Genomic DNA, 16,182 nt, shown 5'->3' with positions numbered 1-16,182 from the left:
GGCCTCTCTTATTTATACTGCTCCAACCGTTCAAAAAAGGTTTTGACAAACTTATAAAAAATTTTATCAGAAGGTGCTAAATCACGATTTCGAGGAATAATCATCCCGACTGTACGCTGAAGCTGCGGCGTATGAATAGGAAGTTTAGTCGTAAAACGAGGAGTCGTTTCAGACACTGTGCTTTCAGGAAGAAGCGTGACGCCGATTCCTGCGGATACAAGACCTTTAATCGCATCTAAATCTTCTCCTTCAGATGAAATATTGGGCATGAATCCTGCTTGTTTGCAAGCGTCAAAGGCCATTTTATGTAAAATGAATCCTTTTGGAAATAGCACAAAATCTTCATTTCTTAAATCCCGCAGCCGAATGTTATCCCGTTCAGCGAGCGGATGATGAGAAGGAACAAGGGCTAAAAGATTTTCAGTGAATAAAATATGCCCTTCTATACTCTGGTCCTCTACAGGTACAGGGCCTAAAAAAGCGATATTAATATCTCTTTTTTTAACCGATTCAATTAAAAATTTATACGAACCTTGTCTAAGATGAAAAGCAACATTTGGGTGTTCTTCTTTAAAGGCTGATATAATAGTAGGAAGAAGGTGACTGGCAAGGCTTGTTGGAAATCCGATTTTAATCGTTCCTCTTTCAGGATCCAGGTATTCATCAATTTGTTCTTTCGCATAGTCAATAGCTTTCATAGCCGTCTCCGTATGCTCAAGAAAGACTTTTCCTATTGCTGTTAACTTGACATTTCTTCCTTCGCGTTTGAATAAACTAACACCTAGCTCAGACTCCAGGTTCGCGATTTGACGGCTGATCGCTGATTGAGCTACATGAAGATATTCTGCCGCCTCAGATACGTGTTCTCTTTTTGCAACTTCCATAAAATAGCGTAATTGACGCAGTTCCATAGGCATCCTCCATCTATATATATCAAAATTAGATTAGTTTTATCTAAATTATATATTGTTTATATTGATTTGAAAACTTACAATGTAAACAGGTGATCTTAAAAAGATAAAGAAAACGAACGGGGGAGAAGAAGATGACATACAATCAAATGCCAAAAGCTCAAGGTCTCTACCGTCCTGAATTTGAGCACGATGCATGTGGAATCGGACTATACGCTCAATTGAAAGGCGTAGCGTCACATGATATCGTTAAAAAAGGACTAAATATGCTTTGCCAGCTTGACCATCGAGGCGGACAGGGAAGCGATCCGCTAACAGGAGATGGAGCTGGATTAATGGTACAAATTCCACACGCGTTCTTTAAAAAGACATGCGCTGAATTGAACTTGCCAGAAAAAGGTCGTTATGGAGTTGGAATGATCTTTTTCTCAAATAATGAAGACGAGCGTCGAGAAATCGAAGCTTATATTAATAAATTAATTGAAGAAGAGGGACAAACGTTACTAGGTTGGAGAACTGTACCTGTAAATGTCGGAAAAATCGGAAAAGTCGCAAAAGAAAGCTGTCCGTACGTACGACAAGTATTTATTGGGGCAAATGACAGTATTCAAGATGACTTAGCGTTTGAACGCAAGCTATATGTTATTCGTAAGCAAGCGGAAAATTGGGCGCAGGCGCGTCAAAACCGTTTTTATTTTACGAGTCTTTCAAGTAGAACAATTGTGTACAAAGGGTTATTAACGCCTGAGCAAGTTGATGCTTTTTATCTTGACCTACAAGATGAAGACTTTACTTCAGCGTTTTCTTTAGTGCATTCTCGCTTTAGCACAAACACGTTCCCAAGCTGGGAAAGAGCACATCCAAACCGTTATTTAATTCATAACGGTGAAATCAATACGCTTCGCGGTAATCAAAACTGGATGAGAGCACGTGAACAGCAGTTTGTTTCGGACGCATTCGGTAAGGATTTGCCGAAGGTTCTTCCAATTTTAGATGCTGAAGGAAGCGACTCATCCATGTTAGATAATGCGCTAGAGTTCTTTGTATTGGCCGGCCGCAAGCCAGCGCATGCAGCGATGATGCTTATTCCAGAGCCTTGGTCTGAAAATCCGCACATGTCAAAAGAAAAACGTGCTTTCTATGAGTATCATAGCGCATTAATGGAGCCATGGGATGGTCCGACTGCTATTTCGTTTACGGATGGAAAGCAAATCGGTGCTATTCTAGACCGTAACGGTTTACGTCCAGCTCGCTATTATGTTACAAAAGATGATTACATCATACTTTCATCAGAAGTAGGCGTCATTGATGTTGAAGATGAAAATGTATTATATAAAGATCGTTTAAGCCCAGGTAAAATGCTTCTAATCGATTTAGAGGAGGGCCGAATTATTTCAGACGAAGAAATTAAATCTGAAATGGCACAGGCTGAGCCTTATCAAGAGTGGTTAGATGAACAGCTGGTAACGTTGCCAGAAGTGCAAGAAGAAAAATCTGAATACTTCGATGATTTGGTCATTCGCCAGAAGTCATTTGGCTACACGTATGAAGATATTCATAAATATTTAGTTCCAGTTATTACAGAAGGAAAAGATCCGCTTGGTTCAATGGGGAACGATACTCCATTAGCCGTGTTGTCTGATCGTCCTCAATCGCTGTTCAATTACTTTAAGCAGCTATTTGCTCAAGTAACGAATCCACCGATTGATGCTATTCGTGAACAGTTGGTTACATCGACAATGACATTGCTTGGTGCAGAAGGGAATCTACTGCATCCAACCAAAGAAAACATTCATCGAATTCAGCTTGAGACGCCGGTTTTAACAAACGATCAAACTGATCAGCTGAAGTCTGCCATTCATCCAGATTTCAAAAGTGCCGTTATATCTGCTGTATTTACAAATGATTTAAAAGCAGATCTTGATCGCGTATTTGCTGAAGCTGAAGCGGCAATTAACGCAGGTGTTAGCATTCTTGTTCTGACAGACCGTGAAGCGGGAGCTCAATCCGTAGCTATTCCAGCTTTATTAGCGGTCAGCGGGCTGCACCAGCACCTAGTGCGAAAAGGAAACCGTACAAAGGCGAGCATTGTAGTGGAAACGGGAGAAGCGCGTGAAGTGCATCATTTTGCAGCGCTGATTGGTTACGGCGCAGACGCAATTAATCCATATCTTACTTTTGCAACATATCAAAATGAAATTAACGCAGGTACGTTGAACGTATCGTATGATTATGCTGTTGAGAAATATGTAAAAGCCGTTACTGAAGGTGTCGTAAAAGTAATGTCTAAAATGGGTATTTCAACGGTGCAAAGTTATCGGGGCGCACAAATTTTTGAAGCAGTTGGAATCAGTGCAGAGGTTATCGAGCAATATTTTACAGGTACTGCCTCGCAGCTTGGCGGTATCGGTTTAGATGTTATTGCAAAAGAAGCAAAAACGCGTCATGACAATGCTTATGTTGAAACAATTGAGCAAACGTTAGAATCAGGAAGTGACTTCCAGTGGAGACACACGGGCGAGCATCATGCGTTTAATCCAAAAACAATTCACACGCTGCAGTGGGCTTGCCGTAAGGGAGATTACAGCTTATTTAAAAAATTCTCTGAATCGGCTAATGAAGAACGCATCGGTTTCTTGCGCAATCTGTTCTCGTTTAATGGATCGCGTTCATCTATCTCCATTGATGAAGTAGAATCAGTTGATTCGATTGTAAAACGTTTTAAATCAGGTGCTATGTCGTTTGGATCTTTAAGTCAAGAAGCTCATGAAACATTAGCGATTGCGATGAACCGTTTAGGGGCACGCAGCAACAGTGGAGAAGGTGGCGAGCATCCTAGCCGCTACACTCTGGATGAGAATGGAGATAATCGCCGCAGTGCGATTAAACAAATCGCTTCTGGGCGTTTTGGGGTGAAAAGTCACTACCTTGTGAATGCGGATGAGCTTCAAATTAAAATGGCACAAGGTGCAAAACCTGGAGAAGGCGGTCAGCTTCCAGGAAACAAAGTATATCCATGGGTGGCAGATGTGCGTGGATCAACGCCAGGAGTAGGCTTAATTTCACCTCCTCCACACCACGATATTTATTCGATTGAAGATTTAGCGCAGCTTATTCATGACTTGAAAAATATAAACCGTGATGCACGAATCAGCGTCAAGCTCGTTTCAAAAGCAGGTGTAGGAACGATTGCTGCCGGAGTAGCAAAAGGAGTAGCGGATGTTATTGTCATTAGCGGTTACGACGGAGGTACGGGAGCATCTCCAAAAACAAGTATTAAACATACTGGACTACCGTGGGAACTTGGCTTATCAGAAGCTCATCAAACGCTTATGTTAAACGGTCTTCGTGAAAAAGTAGTGCTTGAAACAGACGGGAAATTAATGACGGGTAAAGATGTAGTCATGGCAGCACTTCTAGGAGCAGAAGAGTTTGGTTTTGCTACGGCGCCTTTAATTGTTTTAGGCTGTATCATGATGCGTGCGTGTCACTTAGATACATGCCCAGTTGGAGTGGCAACGCAAAATCCAGAGCTTCGTAAAAAGTTCCTGGGAGAAGCGGACCACATCGTTAACTATATGAAATTTGTTGCACAAGAAGTGCGCGAAATTATGGCTGAACTTGGATTTAAAACAGTGGATGAAATGGTTGGACGTACAGACGTATTAAGCGTTAGCGAACGTGCAAAAAATCACTGGAAGGCTCAGCACTTAGACTTAACAACTCTTTTATATCAAGCTGAAGGTGTACGTACCTTTAAAACACCTCAAAATCATAAAATTGACGAATCTCTTGATATGCAAAAGATTTTGCCTGCGGTACAGCAAGCAATCGAGCATAAGTATCAAGTCGAGTTAGAACTTCCAATTTCTAATATTAACCGTGTAGCTGGCACAATTGTGGGAAGTGAAGTTACAAAACGTTACGGTGAGAAAGGTTTGCCAGAAGATACGATTACTCTTCGATTCACTGGCTCTGCAGGACAAAGTTTTGGTGCGTTTGTTCCAAAAGGAATGTCTATGTATCTAACTGGAGATGCAAATGATTATATCGGAAAAGGTTTATCAGGAGGTAAAATCATTGTTGCTCCACCTAAGGAAACAACAGCTGTGTCAGGTGAGAATGTTATCGTCGGGAACGTTGCATTTTACGGTGCAACAAGCGGTGAAGCCTATGTTAGCGGGCTAGCAGGGGAACGTTTTGCAGTTCGTAACAGCGGTGTGAACGTAGTGGTTGAAGGAATTGGCGATCATGGCTGTGAATATATGACTGGCGGACGTGTTGTCGTATTAGGCGATGTAGGTAAAAACTTTGGTGCAGGAATGTCAGGCGGTATTGCTTACGTATTTGCTGATGATCAAGAAGCATTCAAAAACCTTTGTAATAAAGACATGATTGGGTTTGAGGGCTTAAAAGGCGAAGAAGCAGAAGAAGTAAAAGAGATGGTTTCAAATCATCTGAAATATACGAACAGTCATAAAGCAGCATTTGTCTTGGAAAATTGGGAACAATCACTTTCAAAATTTGTAAAAGTGATTCCGAATGATTATAAACGCATGATGAATCGCATTGAAGAGCAAAAAGCAGCTGGACTAACGGAAGAAGAAGCAGCTATGAGTGCGTTTGAGGAAAATGCAAAACAAGAAAAGAAAGCATCGGCAAAACAACAAGAAGCGGTAGCTCAGTAAGAAAGGGGAGAGTACGATGGGAAAACCAACAGGATTTATGGAAATCAAACGTGAAAAAGGGAAGGAACGTGACCCGTTAAAACGTTTAGGTGATTGGAAAGAGTATGCTGCTCCTTTATCTGATGAAGCGCTAAGCCGTCAAGGGGCACGATGTATGGATTGTGGCACACCTTTTTGCCACATGGGAATGGATATTAATGCTTTTACTTCTGGATGTCCAATCTATAACTTAATTCCAGAGTGGAATGATTTAGTTTATAAAGGACGCTGGAAAGAAGCTTTAGAGCGTTTAATGAAAACGAACAACTTCCCGGAGTTTACAGGACGAGTTTGTCCTGCTCCGTGTGAAGGTTCCTGTACGCTTGCTATTTCAGATCCAGCGGTTTCGATTAAGAATATCGAACGCGCTATTATTGATAAAGGCTTTGAGAATGGGTGGATTACTCCGCGTATTCCGGAGAAGAGAACAGGCAAAAAAATTGCTGTTATTGGCTCTGGGCCAGCAGGCTTAGCAAGCGCAGATCAGCTGAACCAAGCGGGTCATTCAGTAACGGTATATGAAAGAGCTGATCGTGCTGGCGGTTTATTAACATATGGAATCCCAAATATGAAGCTAGATAAAGAAGTAGTGGAAAGACGTGTTCGCTTATTGACGCAAGAAGGTATTGATTTTATAACGAATACGGAAGTTGGAAAAGACATTACTGCTGAAGAGTTAAAAGAACAATATGATGCTGTGATTTTGTGTACAGGAGCTCAGAAGCAAAGAGATCTAGTATTAGAAGGTCGTGAAGCAAAAGGAGTTCACTTTGCAATGGACTACTTAACAACTTCAACAAAAAGCCTTTTAGACTCTAACTTCAAAGATGGTCAATTTATTGATGCTGAAGGAAAAGACGTTATTGTTATTGGAGGCGGAGACACGGGAGCTGACTGTGTAGCTACTGCTCTTCGTCAAAAATGCCGCAGCGTTGTTCAGTTTGGTAAACATCCTCAGCTTCCTGCTGAGCGTACGGCAGATAATATGTGGCCTGAATATCCACATGTATTTAATCTTGAATATGCTTATGAAGAAGCACAGGCAAAATTTGGGGACGATCCACGTGAATATTCAATTCAAACGAAAAAAATCGTGGCAGATGAGCAAGGCAATCTAAAGGAACTTCATACAGTTCAAATGGAAAAAGTAAAAGGGGAAAATGGACAGTACATCTTTACCGAAATTCCAGGAACAGAAAAAGTATGGCCAGCTCAGCTTGTCTTTATTGCGATTGGGTTTGAAGGTCCAGAGCATCCGGTTCTATCAGCGTTTGGTGTTGAAACGAAAAATCGTCGCGTAGATGCAGCCTATGGAAATTACAAAACAAATGTTGAAGGTGTTTTTGCTGCTGGTGACGCTCGTCGTGGGCAAAGTTTAATCGTATGGGCTATTCATGAAGGTCGTGAAGTAGCTAAACAAGTTGATAGCCATCTAATGGGAGCAACTGTATTACCATAACAAAAAACCGTCACAATTGTGGCGGTTTTTTGTTTATCTAGGATTTGGTACTTCATTTCCTCTACGTAAATTTTCAAATGAAACGGTTAAAATCGTGTTGGTAATTCGAACTTGTGAAGCGGGGGAAACGCTGTATAAGTTAAAAAGTTCAAATATCCAGGGGTCACGTTTTTTCAGCTGTCGCGCGGCTTTTTCGACGCGTTCGTTAATAGATCCGCTGTAACTGTTATAGTTATCATCAACAAATCTTACAATGGAACGAAATAAGTATTCTGTTAGTTTGCTATCCATCCCGCCTCGTTGAGCATCTCTGTAGATAGACTGATACTGGCGTTTTAAAATTTTCATCACTCTGTCTACATCGCGTGTAGATCTAACTTCCTCTTCCTCATGCAGGATATAAGAAAATAAGTCTTCATTGTATCTATAAGGTTCTAAATAATTTTCATTCGTAGTAGGAACCACTGGATGGTAATAGCGCGGCATATAGGGGTAAACCCATTGACTGTACATGAAACATTCACACCTTCCTCGTTCATTTGCCATTAGTTTATGCACTAGCGTGCTAGCTGCTGCATGTTTGTTTTAAATAAAATTTAGGAGTTTGATAATAGGACCACCCTCTAAATTCTTGATAAGTCGATACAAAATAAATGTAAATCGGCGTATTTAGCAAGTCTGGATAATGTTGAAAAAACGCTTGGTCTCCGTAAAACATTGCTTCTAAAGCAAGGGGGAGTTCACGACGGAAAATCTGATAACGAAGCTGTGCTTGCTCGCGGCTGAACTCGCCTCCGCTAACAAAAACTTCGCCTTGAATAACTGCCTGTCGATCTGTTACGTGAAGAGCAGCCAGTACTTCATCACGCATATTTTTATCTATCTCCTTGTTGTTATATGAGCATCCGATGCTTAAAAAAAGCTGACCGGTTGTATCAGAATGAGTAAGAGTATATTTTCTTCCGGAAACCGGATAGGAGGAAGTAGCAGGGGGAATAAAAGTCGTAGAAAGTTTTGAAGAATTAAACGAACTCATAGTCATTGACTCTCCTTTTTTTGAATAAATTTCAATATTATACGGCGCTATGGGCTCAGTTGTGATAAATGTCTACTTTCTTTCTGTAAGAAAGGCGTTTTAATGTACTTTTTGAGAAATGAATGGTAATATTTAACTAAAATTATGCGTGTACAGTCCCCAAGAGTGTCTTCAAAAGCAAATATGAATGGAGGTTATCACTTGAATATCACAACGTTTGACGGTAGGTATGGAAACTGGCTAACGACTAAAAACCCTCTTCAATTTCAAGCAGCGACTGCCTATGGGAACATTGGGCTGGCTCCTATCTATTGGGGAACAAAAGAAGAAAAAAATGGATGGTATTACATGTATCAGCCTGAAGAAATAACGGGTGTTCAAGTAGAAGGTGAAGTTGATGGTGGTAAGTTTCTCATTCGAATTCCTGATGACTGGAATGGAAAGTTAGTTATGTCAGGAGTTCCAGCTACCAGGGATGAGAAATCAACGGATTTACTGTTCAGCGACTATGTGTTGGCAAAAGGGTTTGCGTTTGCTGCTTCTGATAAAGGAACTCAGGGAGAAGAAGTGCGAGATGATCCATTTGCTAAAGCAAAGAACGCTCTAGTCAAAGAAGAAGACTCCATTAGAAAATGGCATATTCAATACCGAGAAGTGACAAAAATAGCTCAGAGATTTTTGTTTGAAAATTATCGTCACAAACTTCAAAAAGAAGTGACAGAATATTTTGATATAAAAACGTATGCGTTAGGTATTTCTAACGGGGGTTATGTTGTTCGTTATGCTTTAGAAAACGATGGAAAAAATGGAGAGCCTCAGCTTTTTAATGGGGGTGTTGAATGGGAAGGGGTTATGTGGCGAGCTGATCACGATAACTTAATTACTTCCTTAACACCTGTTGTAAATCATGCCGAAGAAGCACTGTACACGGTAGGTGAATCGCAAAAAGAAGCTTTGCACCGTTTGTATCAGGCAGGGTTGCCAAAAGGATCTGAGTTTTTATGGCCATATCATGACCAGTATTATTGGTTTTTAACGCTTAATATATATAGAGATGAGTTTGACAGTCAAGCACCTGGAAGCATTCCATGGCAAAAATACTTGACGCTTTTTGAAAATGGAGTTAGAGATCGTTCGTTAGATTCTATTTTTGAAAAGTATGATTATCAAGAAAGACCCCAAGATGTAAAGCGAAGAGTTCGTGAAATTGAAAATACAGGTGATATTTCCGCTCCGTTGATAAGCATTACAGGGTCGTTAGATGCTCTTATTTTTCCGGATATTCATGCTTATCCTTATGAACAACTGGTAAAAGATTCTGGTAAGCAGCACCTTCATCGTCACTATGTAATTGAAAATGGAAACCACATTGATAGCTTAGTATGGAATCATCAAATTGACCCAGATCGAAAGCTTCAGCCTCTCCTGCCTTATGTGTATCAAGGATTTGAATTGCTATGTGATTGGGTGGAGAATTTTGAAGAACCTCCGAAAAATAAGAAAATAAGTGCGCCTCTCAAGGAAATGCATGTAAAGGATCTAAAAACAGAGGAAGACGTGCTGCCGTTGACTACAAAGAAAAGCATATCAACAGAAAAATAAATCGCCGAAAACCGTGCCGAAGGTGCGGTTTTTAATTTGGAAAAGCAACGTTTGAATAAAAACAGCTTTGGTGAATACAAAATATTATAGTACGATAAGAACGGAATATACGTTATTTGTTATTTATTTTCATCTATTTAAAATAAAAATAATAAAAACATTGAACAAAACCGAACTTTTGTGTTAGATTAATAACTATAATTCGTACATTTATTAAATGGCTACAGTTGAAAGGAGCAAAAAACATCATGACAGCGAAAGTAATTAAAGGAAAAGAAGTAGCGCAAGAACTGCGCGCCGCATTAAAAGAAGAGGTAGCTCAATTAAAAACAAAAGGTATCGTTCCTGGTTTAACCGTGATTTTAGTAGGAGAAAATCCTGCTTCGCAATCATATGTAAGAGCGAAAGCAAAGGCTTGTGAAGAAATCGGTGTTGCATCTGAAATTATCAAACGTGACGTAACGATTACTGAAGAAGAGCTTTTAAACGAAATCCATCACTTGAATGGAAATCCATCCGTTCATGGTATTCTTATTCAACTTCCATTACCAAAACATATTGATGAAAAGGCAGTATTAAATGCTGTATCTCCTAAAAAAGATGTAGATGGCTTCCACCCAGTAAGCGTAGGGAATATGGTTATTGGCGATGAGTGCTATTTACCATGTACACCACATGGTATCGTTGAGTTAATTAAACGTTCAGGTGAAGAAATTTCAGGTAAACATGCGGTAGTAATTGGACGAAGCAATATTGTTGGTAAACCAGTATCCATGCTGTTACTTCAAGAAAGTGCAACAGTAACCATTGCTCACTCTCGCACAAAAGATTTATCTGCTTTAACAAAACAAGCTGATATTCTTGTGTCCGCTGTAGGACAACCTAGACTTATCAAAGCGGATGATATCAAGCCGGGTGCCATTGTAATTGATGTAGGTAACACAATGGAAAATGGTAAACTCGTTGGTGATGTTGATTACGAAGCGGCTTTAGAAGTTGCAGGTTATATCACACCAGTACCAGGCGGAGTTGGTCCAATGACCATCACAATGCTATTAAAAAATACGGTAGACGCTGCTAAAACAATTAATAACGCAAAATAATAAAAATTTAAAAATCCTGTGCGTATATGCACGGGATTTTTTTGCTTCAGTAATGGAATGAATGCTAAAAGAATAGAATGTAACAACCTGTATACAAAGAGGAGGAAGCGATGGTTACGTTACCTGCAACCGTATATTCTCAACAAATGGTGAAGAAAAAGTTAAACGTTTATTATCCAGTTGTACATTTGACTAATCAAGCTGTTCAGCACAGCATGAACCGTAAAATTTTGCAGCGCACGAATGAATTAATTCGTCAGCAGGGATATGGAGAAAATCCGGATACAGAAGAAACGGGTTACTATGAGTTGAAAACAAACGAGCGAAATGTGCTCAGCTTAACACTTGTTAATTTTGCTTATTCCGGGGGAGCGCACGGATTGACCGTGGTCGTTCCGTTAACGTTTAATGTGCTGACTGGAAAAACGTATCAACTCAAAGATCTATTTAAAAAAGACAGTAATTACGTGAGCATTCTTTCTAAAATAGTAGGAGAGCAAATAAAAGAGCGCGATATTATGGTTCTTGGAGAATATAAAGGAATTAAACCAGATCAAGATTTTTATATCGCCGATAAATCACTTGTGCTCTTTTATCAGCTGTACGACCTGGCTCCTTACGTATATGGAATTCCTCACTTTCCCATTTCTATCTATGCTATTCAAGATATTATTGAAGATGAAAGTCCACTTGGACAAATGTTTGGATAAAGTTATAAAAAATTGCGGTGCGGCCGTACGTATCTTTTTAATTCGGCCGCTAACTGCTGACGAAGCGAACGAACGCTAATCGCTTCAGCAATATCTTTTGCTACTGGAAATACCCCGACTTTAGTGATATGAACACGAAGATAACCCTCATACAAGCATCCTCGGTCCGCATGCTTGATTTTGGTACGTACAACAGCTTCTATTTTATCGTTTTCATTGTGCAAAGGGTAAGAATCTGTAATATGAAAACGAAAAGAATATTCCTCCATCACCATCATCCTTTTTTCTATGATATGTACTAGCATACTATACAAACAGTGAATGAGAAAAAATAAATGTGTCAAAAAGACAACGCGCAAAGCAATTAAGGAAGCAGTTCCTTGCATGTAATGATCATTATTTGTGAACGATAACAGAAAAAGACAAAAAGCTGGAGTTGCGATGATAAAAATAGCATTTAAAGGATTACTTATTATTTTATCTCTATATATTTTGTATGTGGTCATAACGGCGGTGGTTCTCTTTTATGTACCTTTAAAAACAGGAGAGGAAACGACCTCAATTAAACCGGGTAGCTTTTTTGGTCACAGTGAGTCCACCGACCGGGTGAGACTTCTCGAAGATGGATATGAGGCAGGAAGAGTTCGTATTCAAATGATTCAAGAAGCTGAGAAATCGATTGATATTGCATATTACTCAATAGGAAAAGGAGAGTCAACTGATTTAATTATGGCCGCTCTTTTTAAAGCAGCTGATCGAGGCGTCCATACTCGCGTTCTTTTAGATGGGATAGCTAACGGCTTACGAGGGAATCGAAGAGGCGTGCTCTACGCATTAGCTTCACATCCTAATATTGAAGTGAAGTATTATGAACCGTTTCAATTGTTTAAACCTTGGGTGTGGCAAAATCGTATGCATGACAAAATAATGATTGTAGACGGACAGCTAGGCATAATAGGGGGACGGAATATAGGGGACAAGTATTTGGCTAAAAAGCTTCCTCCAGAATTCGTCTATGATCGTGATGTCTTTATTACAAACAGCAAACATAAACAAGATAGCGTCATCATTCAAATGCAAAATTATATAAATGAATTATGGGCTCATCCTTACACTAAAAAAGCTTTTTATCATCTCACACAGTACCAGGTCGATCAGGGAAAGAGGATGAAAGCTTTGCTGCTGCAGCAATATGATAAAGCTAAGCAAGTAGGAGAAACGTTTGCGACGCCTAAGATTAATTGGAATGCTTCCACCGTTCCTACAAAGCGTGTTTCTTTTATTCATAATCCAATTGAACGCTTTAATAAAAGACCTTTTATGTGGAAAACGTTTATTAACCTGGCAGAAGGAGCTAACCGCTCTGTTCTTATTCAAAGTCCTTATGTGGTGCCAACCAATGCGATGAGAAAGTATATAGCAATGAAAAAGAATCCAGCTGTTCAATGGACGCTACTCACAAATTCAGTTAAATCTACGCCCAATGTGTTGGCTTTTTCCGGGTATATAAGTATGCGTGATAAGATTATGAAGACAGGTGTAAAGCTTTACGAATACCAAGGACCTTATTCGATCCATGCAAAGTCTGTGATTTATGATCAAAGACTCAGCGCCGTAGGCTCTTTTAATTTAGATTCTCGTTCTACATTTTTGAATAATGAATCAATGGTCATTATCGATAGTCAAGAATTTGCAAAAAAGTTGACGATGGCGATGGAAAACAAAATGGATAAAAGTATCCTTATTGCCAACCATAAGCGATGGATTAAATCTCCCGACGTCCAAAGGAAAGAAGAACCTGTCATGAAGCGAACCTTCCTGTACGCCCTTGCAAAAGTAACAAGGTTTTTTAAGGAATTTATTTAAACAGTGGACAGTTTACACATCACGTAAATTATCCTCTTTTATTTATTGGGAAAAATCGGTAGTATAAACATAATAAATAAAAAGGGAGGAAGGTACGTGGAAGCCGCCGTTTTAATGAAACCAGATGCAGCTTATAAAAAGGCTTATATGAGCTTTTATCATGAATGGAAAGCAAGCGGAGAAAAAATGATTCCGTGGGTAATTGCTAAAGACCCTACTCACTTTGAAGAAATGATTCAAGAGTTAATAAATGCAGAAAAAGGTATTGGATTAAAAAAAGGATATGTACCCGATTCTACCTATTGGCTAATGCATAACGAAAGAGTAATAGGCGTAGTTAATATCCGTCATGAACTAAGTGAATTGCTTCGAAATAGCGGAGGGCATATAGGTTATGGTATTCGGCCAAGCGAAAGAAAAAAAGGGTATGCAAAGCTGCTATTAAAGTTATCTCTTCAAGAGATCAGAAAGCTAGGAGTTCAACGGGCATTAGTAGTGTGCGATGATTGGAACATCGCTTCTCGTCAAACTATTTTGGCAAACGGTGGTATACAAGACGAGGATTATATAGAAGAAAACGGAGCTGTTGTTCAGCGCTTTTGGATTCATACGGATAAAATAGTATAAAAAAGAGGTGAATTTTTAAATTCACCTCTTTTATGCTTAGTCATATTGTTTTAAAGCTAATTTCAGTCGCATATAGGTATACATAGCGTATGCCTGTCTTCCTTTCAAGCTGTATGGATTTGCTTTGGAGCAAAGACAGTTAAGAAATTGCTCATCACATGAGCGGCATGAACCGTAATCTTCATAGCATAAATCGTGGTATTTACAGCAGCAGTCTACATCATTTACTGGGCATCCTGGACCACTGCATCCGGGGCCGCACCATTTATAGCCGGGGAAAAGGCAGGGCATGGCTTTCCTTTTGTTCGGAACAGACATAATCATACATCCTTTTCAATAGTCTCTTTACAGTAAATGCAAGAAACGGAAAAGAGACAGGGACAAACACCTTGCAGTAGCAGCCTAATTTTTTAGGGCTTTCTATTTAATCGATAAATGCGTCATTCATCCGCATTAATAGTTTGCCAAACAGCTCTTTTTCTTCACTGGACCATTTCTTCAACATACTATGATAGCGTTCAAGGCGCATTTGTTTATCACTTTGCAGCATTCGTTTTCCGCGTGCTGTGATATCAAATAGACTGACGCGTCCATCCGAAGGATCAGAGGAGCGGGAAATCAGCTGTTTATTTTCTAAAGCAGCAGCTTGTCTAGAAAGAGTTGAAATGTCGAGTTTAAATGCTTCAGCTAGTTCTTTTACACGAGCTGGTCCAAATTCATCTAACTGGCGTAATAATAAATACGCTGATCTTTCTAGGTTTCCTATTTTATTTTCGGAATTATCAAGATAGACGGCTCGTCTAATAAAGGTAGTAAGTTCATATTCAATCAATTCAATTGAATTCTTTTCTTGCATCATAATCGCTCCTTACAAAATCATTCATTGACAAAGAAATATATACTTGTATAATACAAATGTATATATAGTTGTATAGTACAAGTAAAAGTAGGTAAAGTAAAGTATGTTTATATAGTAAAATGTTAGACAACATGACAAAAGAAAGAGAGGAGGACAGCTGTTCTTTATCTATAGGACAGTGACCTATAATGAAAGTGATACGAATTATTCTACAAATTGCGATTCTTTATGCTTTTTCTATGATTGGCGAAGCTGTTCACCATATGCTGCGCCTGCCTATTCCAGGAAGTATTATAGGCTTAATCTTAATGCTTATTTGCTTAATGTGCAAAATTGTTCCCATCAAAGTGATTGAAGACGGAGCAAGTTTCTTGTTATCTTTTTTACCGCTATTATTTATACCAGCTATGGCGGGTGTGATGAATTATCCTTCGCTTCTTTCAAGCAGCGGAGCGGTTTTGTTTTTAATTATTGTACTTAGTACGATTGTTACGATGGCCGCCGCAGGGATTGCCAGCCAACTTTTAGAAAAGAAAGCGAACAAACGAAAGGAGAAACAACAGTGCAAGAATTCTTTATCGCGGTCTTTATAATCGTAGCTACAGTTGCTTTGTACCTAGTCATGGCAAAAGTATATGTACGGTTCTCCTATCCAATTCTTATTCCAGTTTTAACTACAACCATATTCGTTATTCTTCTTTTGCTTACTTTTCATGTTTCCTATGATGAGTATATGATTGGAGGCAAATGGATTAATTCACTTCTAGGACCAGCCGTTGTCGCATTAGCGTATCCACTCTATAAACAGCGTGAGATGCTGGTGAAATACAGCGTTCCTATTATCGGAGGGGTATTTGTAGGGTTATTTGCAGGTATGATTAGCGGACTTGTGTTCGCTGAAGTATTCGGCATTGATCGAAGTCTGATTTTATCCATTATTCCTAAGTCCATTACTACTCCGGTTGCGATTCAAATTGCTACGGGATTAGGGGGCGTTCCATCCATGACCGTAGTATTTGTTATGATTGCAGGTTTTTCGGGAGTAATCCTTGGACCTTTACTTTTAAAGTGGATTCGTATTAAGAGTTCTTTAGGAAAAGGCATTGCCCTAGGCAGCGCTTCTCATGCCTTAGGAACTTCTAAAGCATTTGAATACGGTGAATTAACGGTATCGATGAGTTCAGTATCAATGACGTTAAGCGCTGTACTAGGCTCGGTTTTTGGGCCTATTGTTGTCTGGTTATTCCAAGTGTAAGGTGAGGTAAAAGAAAGTGAATATAAA

The 16,182-nt window shown here is 39.4% G+C and carries 15 protein-coding genes; 9 read left to right on the top strand and 6 right to left on the bottom strand.

Annotated elements, in window-relative coordinates; translation table 11 throughout:
• Nucleotides 1-8: 8 nt before the first annotated feature.
• Complete coding sequence (gltC, locus tag LAV82_RS19770; RefSeq protein WP_013056801.1) at nucleotides 9-911, bottom strand: glutamate biosynthesis transcriptional regulator GltC; 903 nt, start codon at nucleotides 909-911, stop codon at nucleotides 9-11.
• 134 nt (nucleotides 912-1,045) lie between these two features.
• Between gltC and gltB the strand changes: the two genes are divergently transcribed.
• A complete protein-coding gene (gene gltB, locus LAV82_RS19765) occupies nucleotides 1,046-5,599 on the top strand; it encodes a glutamate synthase large subunit (protein WP_499716770.1) in 4,554 nt (1,517 codons plus the stop codon).
• A 16-nt stretch (nucleotides 5,600-5,615) separates the two neighbouring features.
• Entirely contained in the window at nucleotides 5,616-7,097 is a 1,482-nt protein-coding gene (gene gltD, locus LAV82_RS19760) for a glutamate synthase small subunit (protein WP_057273080.1), read from the top strand.
• 33 nt (nucleotides 7,098-7,130) lie between these two features.
• Here gltD and LAV82_RS19755 read toward each other — a convergent pair whose 3' ends face one another.
• The gene (locus LAV82_RS19755; RefSeq protein WP_064471612.1) at nucleotides 7,131-7,610 is read right to left on the bottom strand and encodes a hypothetical protein; all 480 of its coding nucleotides are present in this window, start codon (nucleotides 7,608-7,610) and stop codon (nucleotides 7,131-7,133) included.
• Between the two features lie 52 nt (nucleotides 7,611-7,662).
• Entirely contained in the window at nucleotides 7,663-8,133 is a 471-nt protein-coding gene (locus LAV82_RS19750; RefSeq protein WP_211078780.1) for a staygreen family protein, read from the bottom strand.
• A gap of 201 nt (nucleotides 8,134-8,334) precedes the next feature.
• On the opposite strand from LAV82_RS19750, the gene LAV82_RS19745 reads away from it, so the two are divergent.
• The 3 genes from LAV82_RS19745 to LAV82_RS19735 all read left to right on the top strand — a co-directional run bounded on the left by LAV82_RS19745 (nucleotide 8,335) and on the right by LAV82_RS19735 (nucleotide 11,548).
• Nucleotides 8,335-9,735: an alpha/beta hydrolase gene (locus tag LAV82_RS19745; RefSeq protein ID WP_211078779.1), complete on the top strand. Its 1,401-nt coding sequence runs from the start codon at nucleotides 8,335-8,337 to the stop codon at nucleotides 9,733-9,735.
• A 248-nt stretch (nucleotides 9,736-9,983) separates the two neighbouring features.
• The gene (gene folD / locus LAV82_RS19740; RefSeq protein ID WP_211078778.1) at nucleotides 9,984-10,838 is read left to right on the top strand and encodes a bifunctional methylenetetrahydrofolate dehydrogenase/methenyltetrahydrofolate cyclohydrolase FolD; all 855 of its coding nucleotides are present in this window, start codon (nucleotides 9,984-9,986) and stop codon (nucleotides 10,836-10,838) included.
• A gap of 110 nt (nucleotides 10,839-10,948) precedes the next feature.
• Nucleotides 10,949-11,548 carry a DUF3298 and DUF4163 domain-containing protein gene (locus LAV82_RS19735; protein WP_211078777.1) on the top strand — a complete coding sequence of 200 codons (600 nt, stop codon included), beginning with the start codon at nucleotides 10,949-10,951 and terminating at the stop codon, nucleotides 11,546-11,548.
• Between the two features lie 2 nt (nucleotides 11,549-11,550).
• Here the strand turns inward: LAV82_RS19735 and LAV82_RS19730 are convergent, their stop codons facing one another.
• Complete coding sequence (locus LAV82_RS19730) at nucleotides 11,551-11,817, bottom strand: hypothetical protein (protein ID WP_029321458.1); 267 nt, start codon at nucleotides 11,815-11,817, stop codon at nucleotides 11,551-11,553.
• A 172-nt stretch (nucleotides 11,818-11,989) separates the two neighbouring features.
• On the opposite strand from LAV82_RS19730, the gene LAV82_RS19725 reads away from it, so the two are divergent.
• Together LAV82_RS19725 and LAV82_RS19720 are read left to right on the top strand one after the other, a co-directional pair.
• Entirely contained in the window at nucleotides 11,990-13,414 is a 1,425-nt protein-coding gene (locus tag LAV82_RS19725; protein ID WP_499716769.1) for a phospholipase D-like domain-containing protein, read from the top strand.
• A gap of 114 nt (nucleotides 13,415-13,528) precedes the next feature.
• The gene (locus LAV82_RS19720; protein ID WP_057274117.1) at nucleotides 13,529-14,041 is read left to right on the top strand and encodes a GNAT family N-acetyltransferase; all 513 of its coding nucleotides are present in this window, start codon (nucleotides 13,529-13,531) and stop codon (nucleotides 14,039-14,041) included.
• A 36-nt stretch (nucleotides 14,042-14,077) separates the two neighbouring features.
• On the opposite strand, the gene LAV82_RS19715 is transcribed toward LAV82_RS19720, so the two are convergent.
• Both LAV82_RS19715 and LAV82_RS19710 read right to left on the bottom strand, forming a co-directional pair.
• A complete protein-coding gene (locus LAV82_RS19715) occupies nucleotides 14,078-14,332 on the bottom strand; it encodes a phospholipase (RefSeq protein ID WP_499716844.1) in 255 nt (84 codons plus the stop codon).
• Nucleotides 14,333-14,465: 133 nt separating this feature from the next.
• Nucleotides 14,466-14,897 (bottom strand): MarR family winged helix-turn-helix transcriptional regulator, encoded by a 432-nt coding sequence (locus LAV82_RS19710; RefSeq protein WP_029321464.1) that lies wholly within the window; start codon nucleotides 14,895-14,897, stop codon nucleotides 14,466-14,468.
• Between the two features lie 191 nt (nucleotides 14,898-15,088).
• On the opposite strand from LAV82_RS19710, the gene LAV82_RS19705 reads away from it, so the two are divergent.
• Together LAV82_RS19705 and LAV82_RS19700 are read left to right on the top strand one after the other, a co-directional pair.
• Complete coding sequence (locus LAV82_RS19705) at nucleotides 15,089-15,493, top strand: CidA/LrgA family protein (protein ID WP_211078776.1); 405 nt, start codon at nucleotides 15,089-15,091, stop codon at nucleotides 15,491-15,493.
• A 29-nt stretch (nucleotides 15,494-15,522) separates the two neighbouring features.
• Complete coding sequence (locus LAV82_RS19700) at nucleotides 15,523-16,155, top strand: LrgB family protein (protein WP_236019619.1); 633 nt, start codon at nucleotides 15,523-15,525, stop codon at nucleotides 16,153-16,155.
• Nucleotides 16,156-16,182 lie beyond the last annotated feature (27 nt).

This window comes from Bacillus sp. ILBB4 (assembly GCF_035064545.1).
Lineage (GTDB): Bacteria > Bacillota > Bacilli > Bacillales > Bacillaceae_H > Priestia.
The sequence above is the reverse complement of the archived record's forward strand: the minus strand, read 5'-3'. Positions and strand labels throughout refer to the sequence as shown.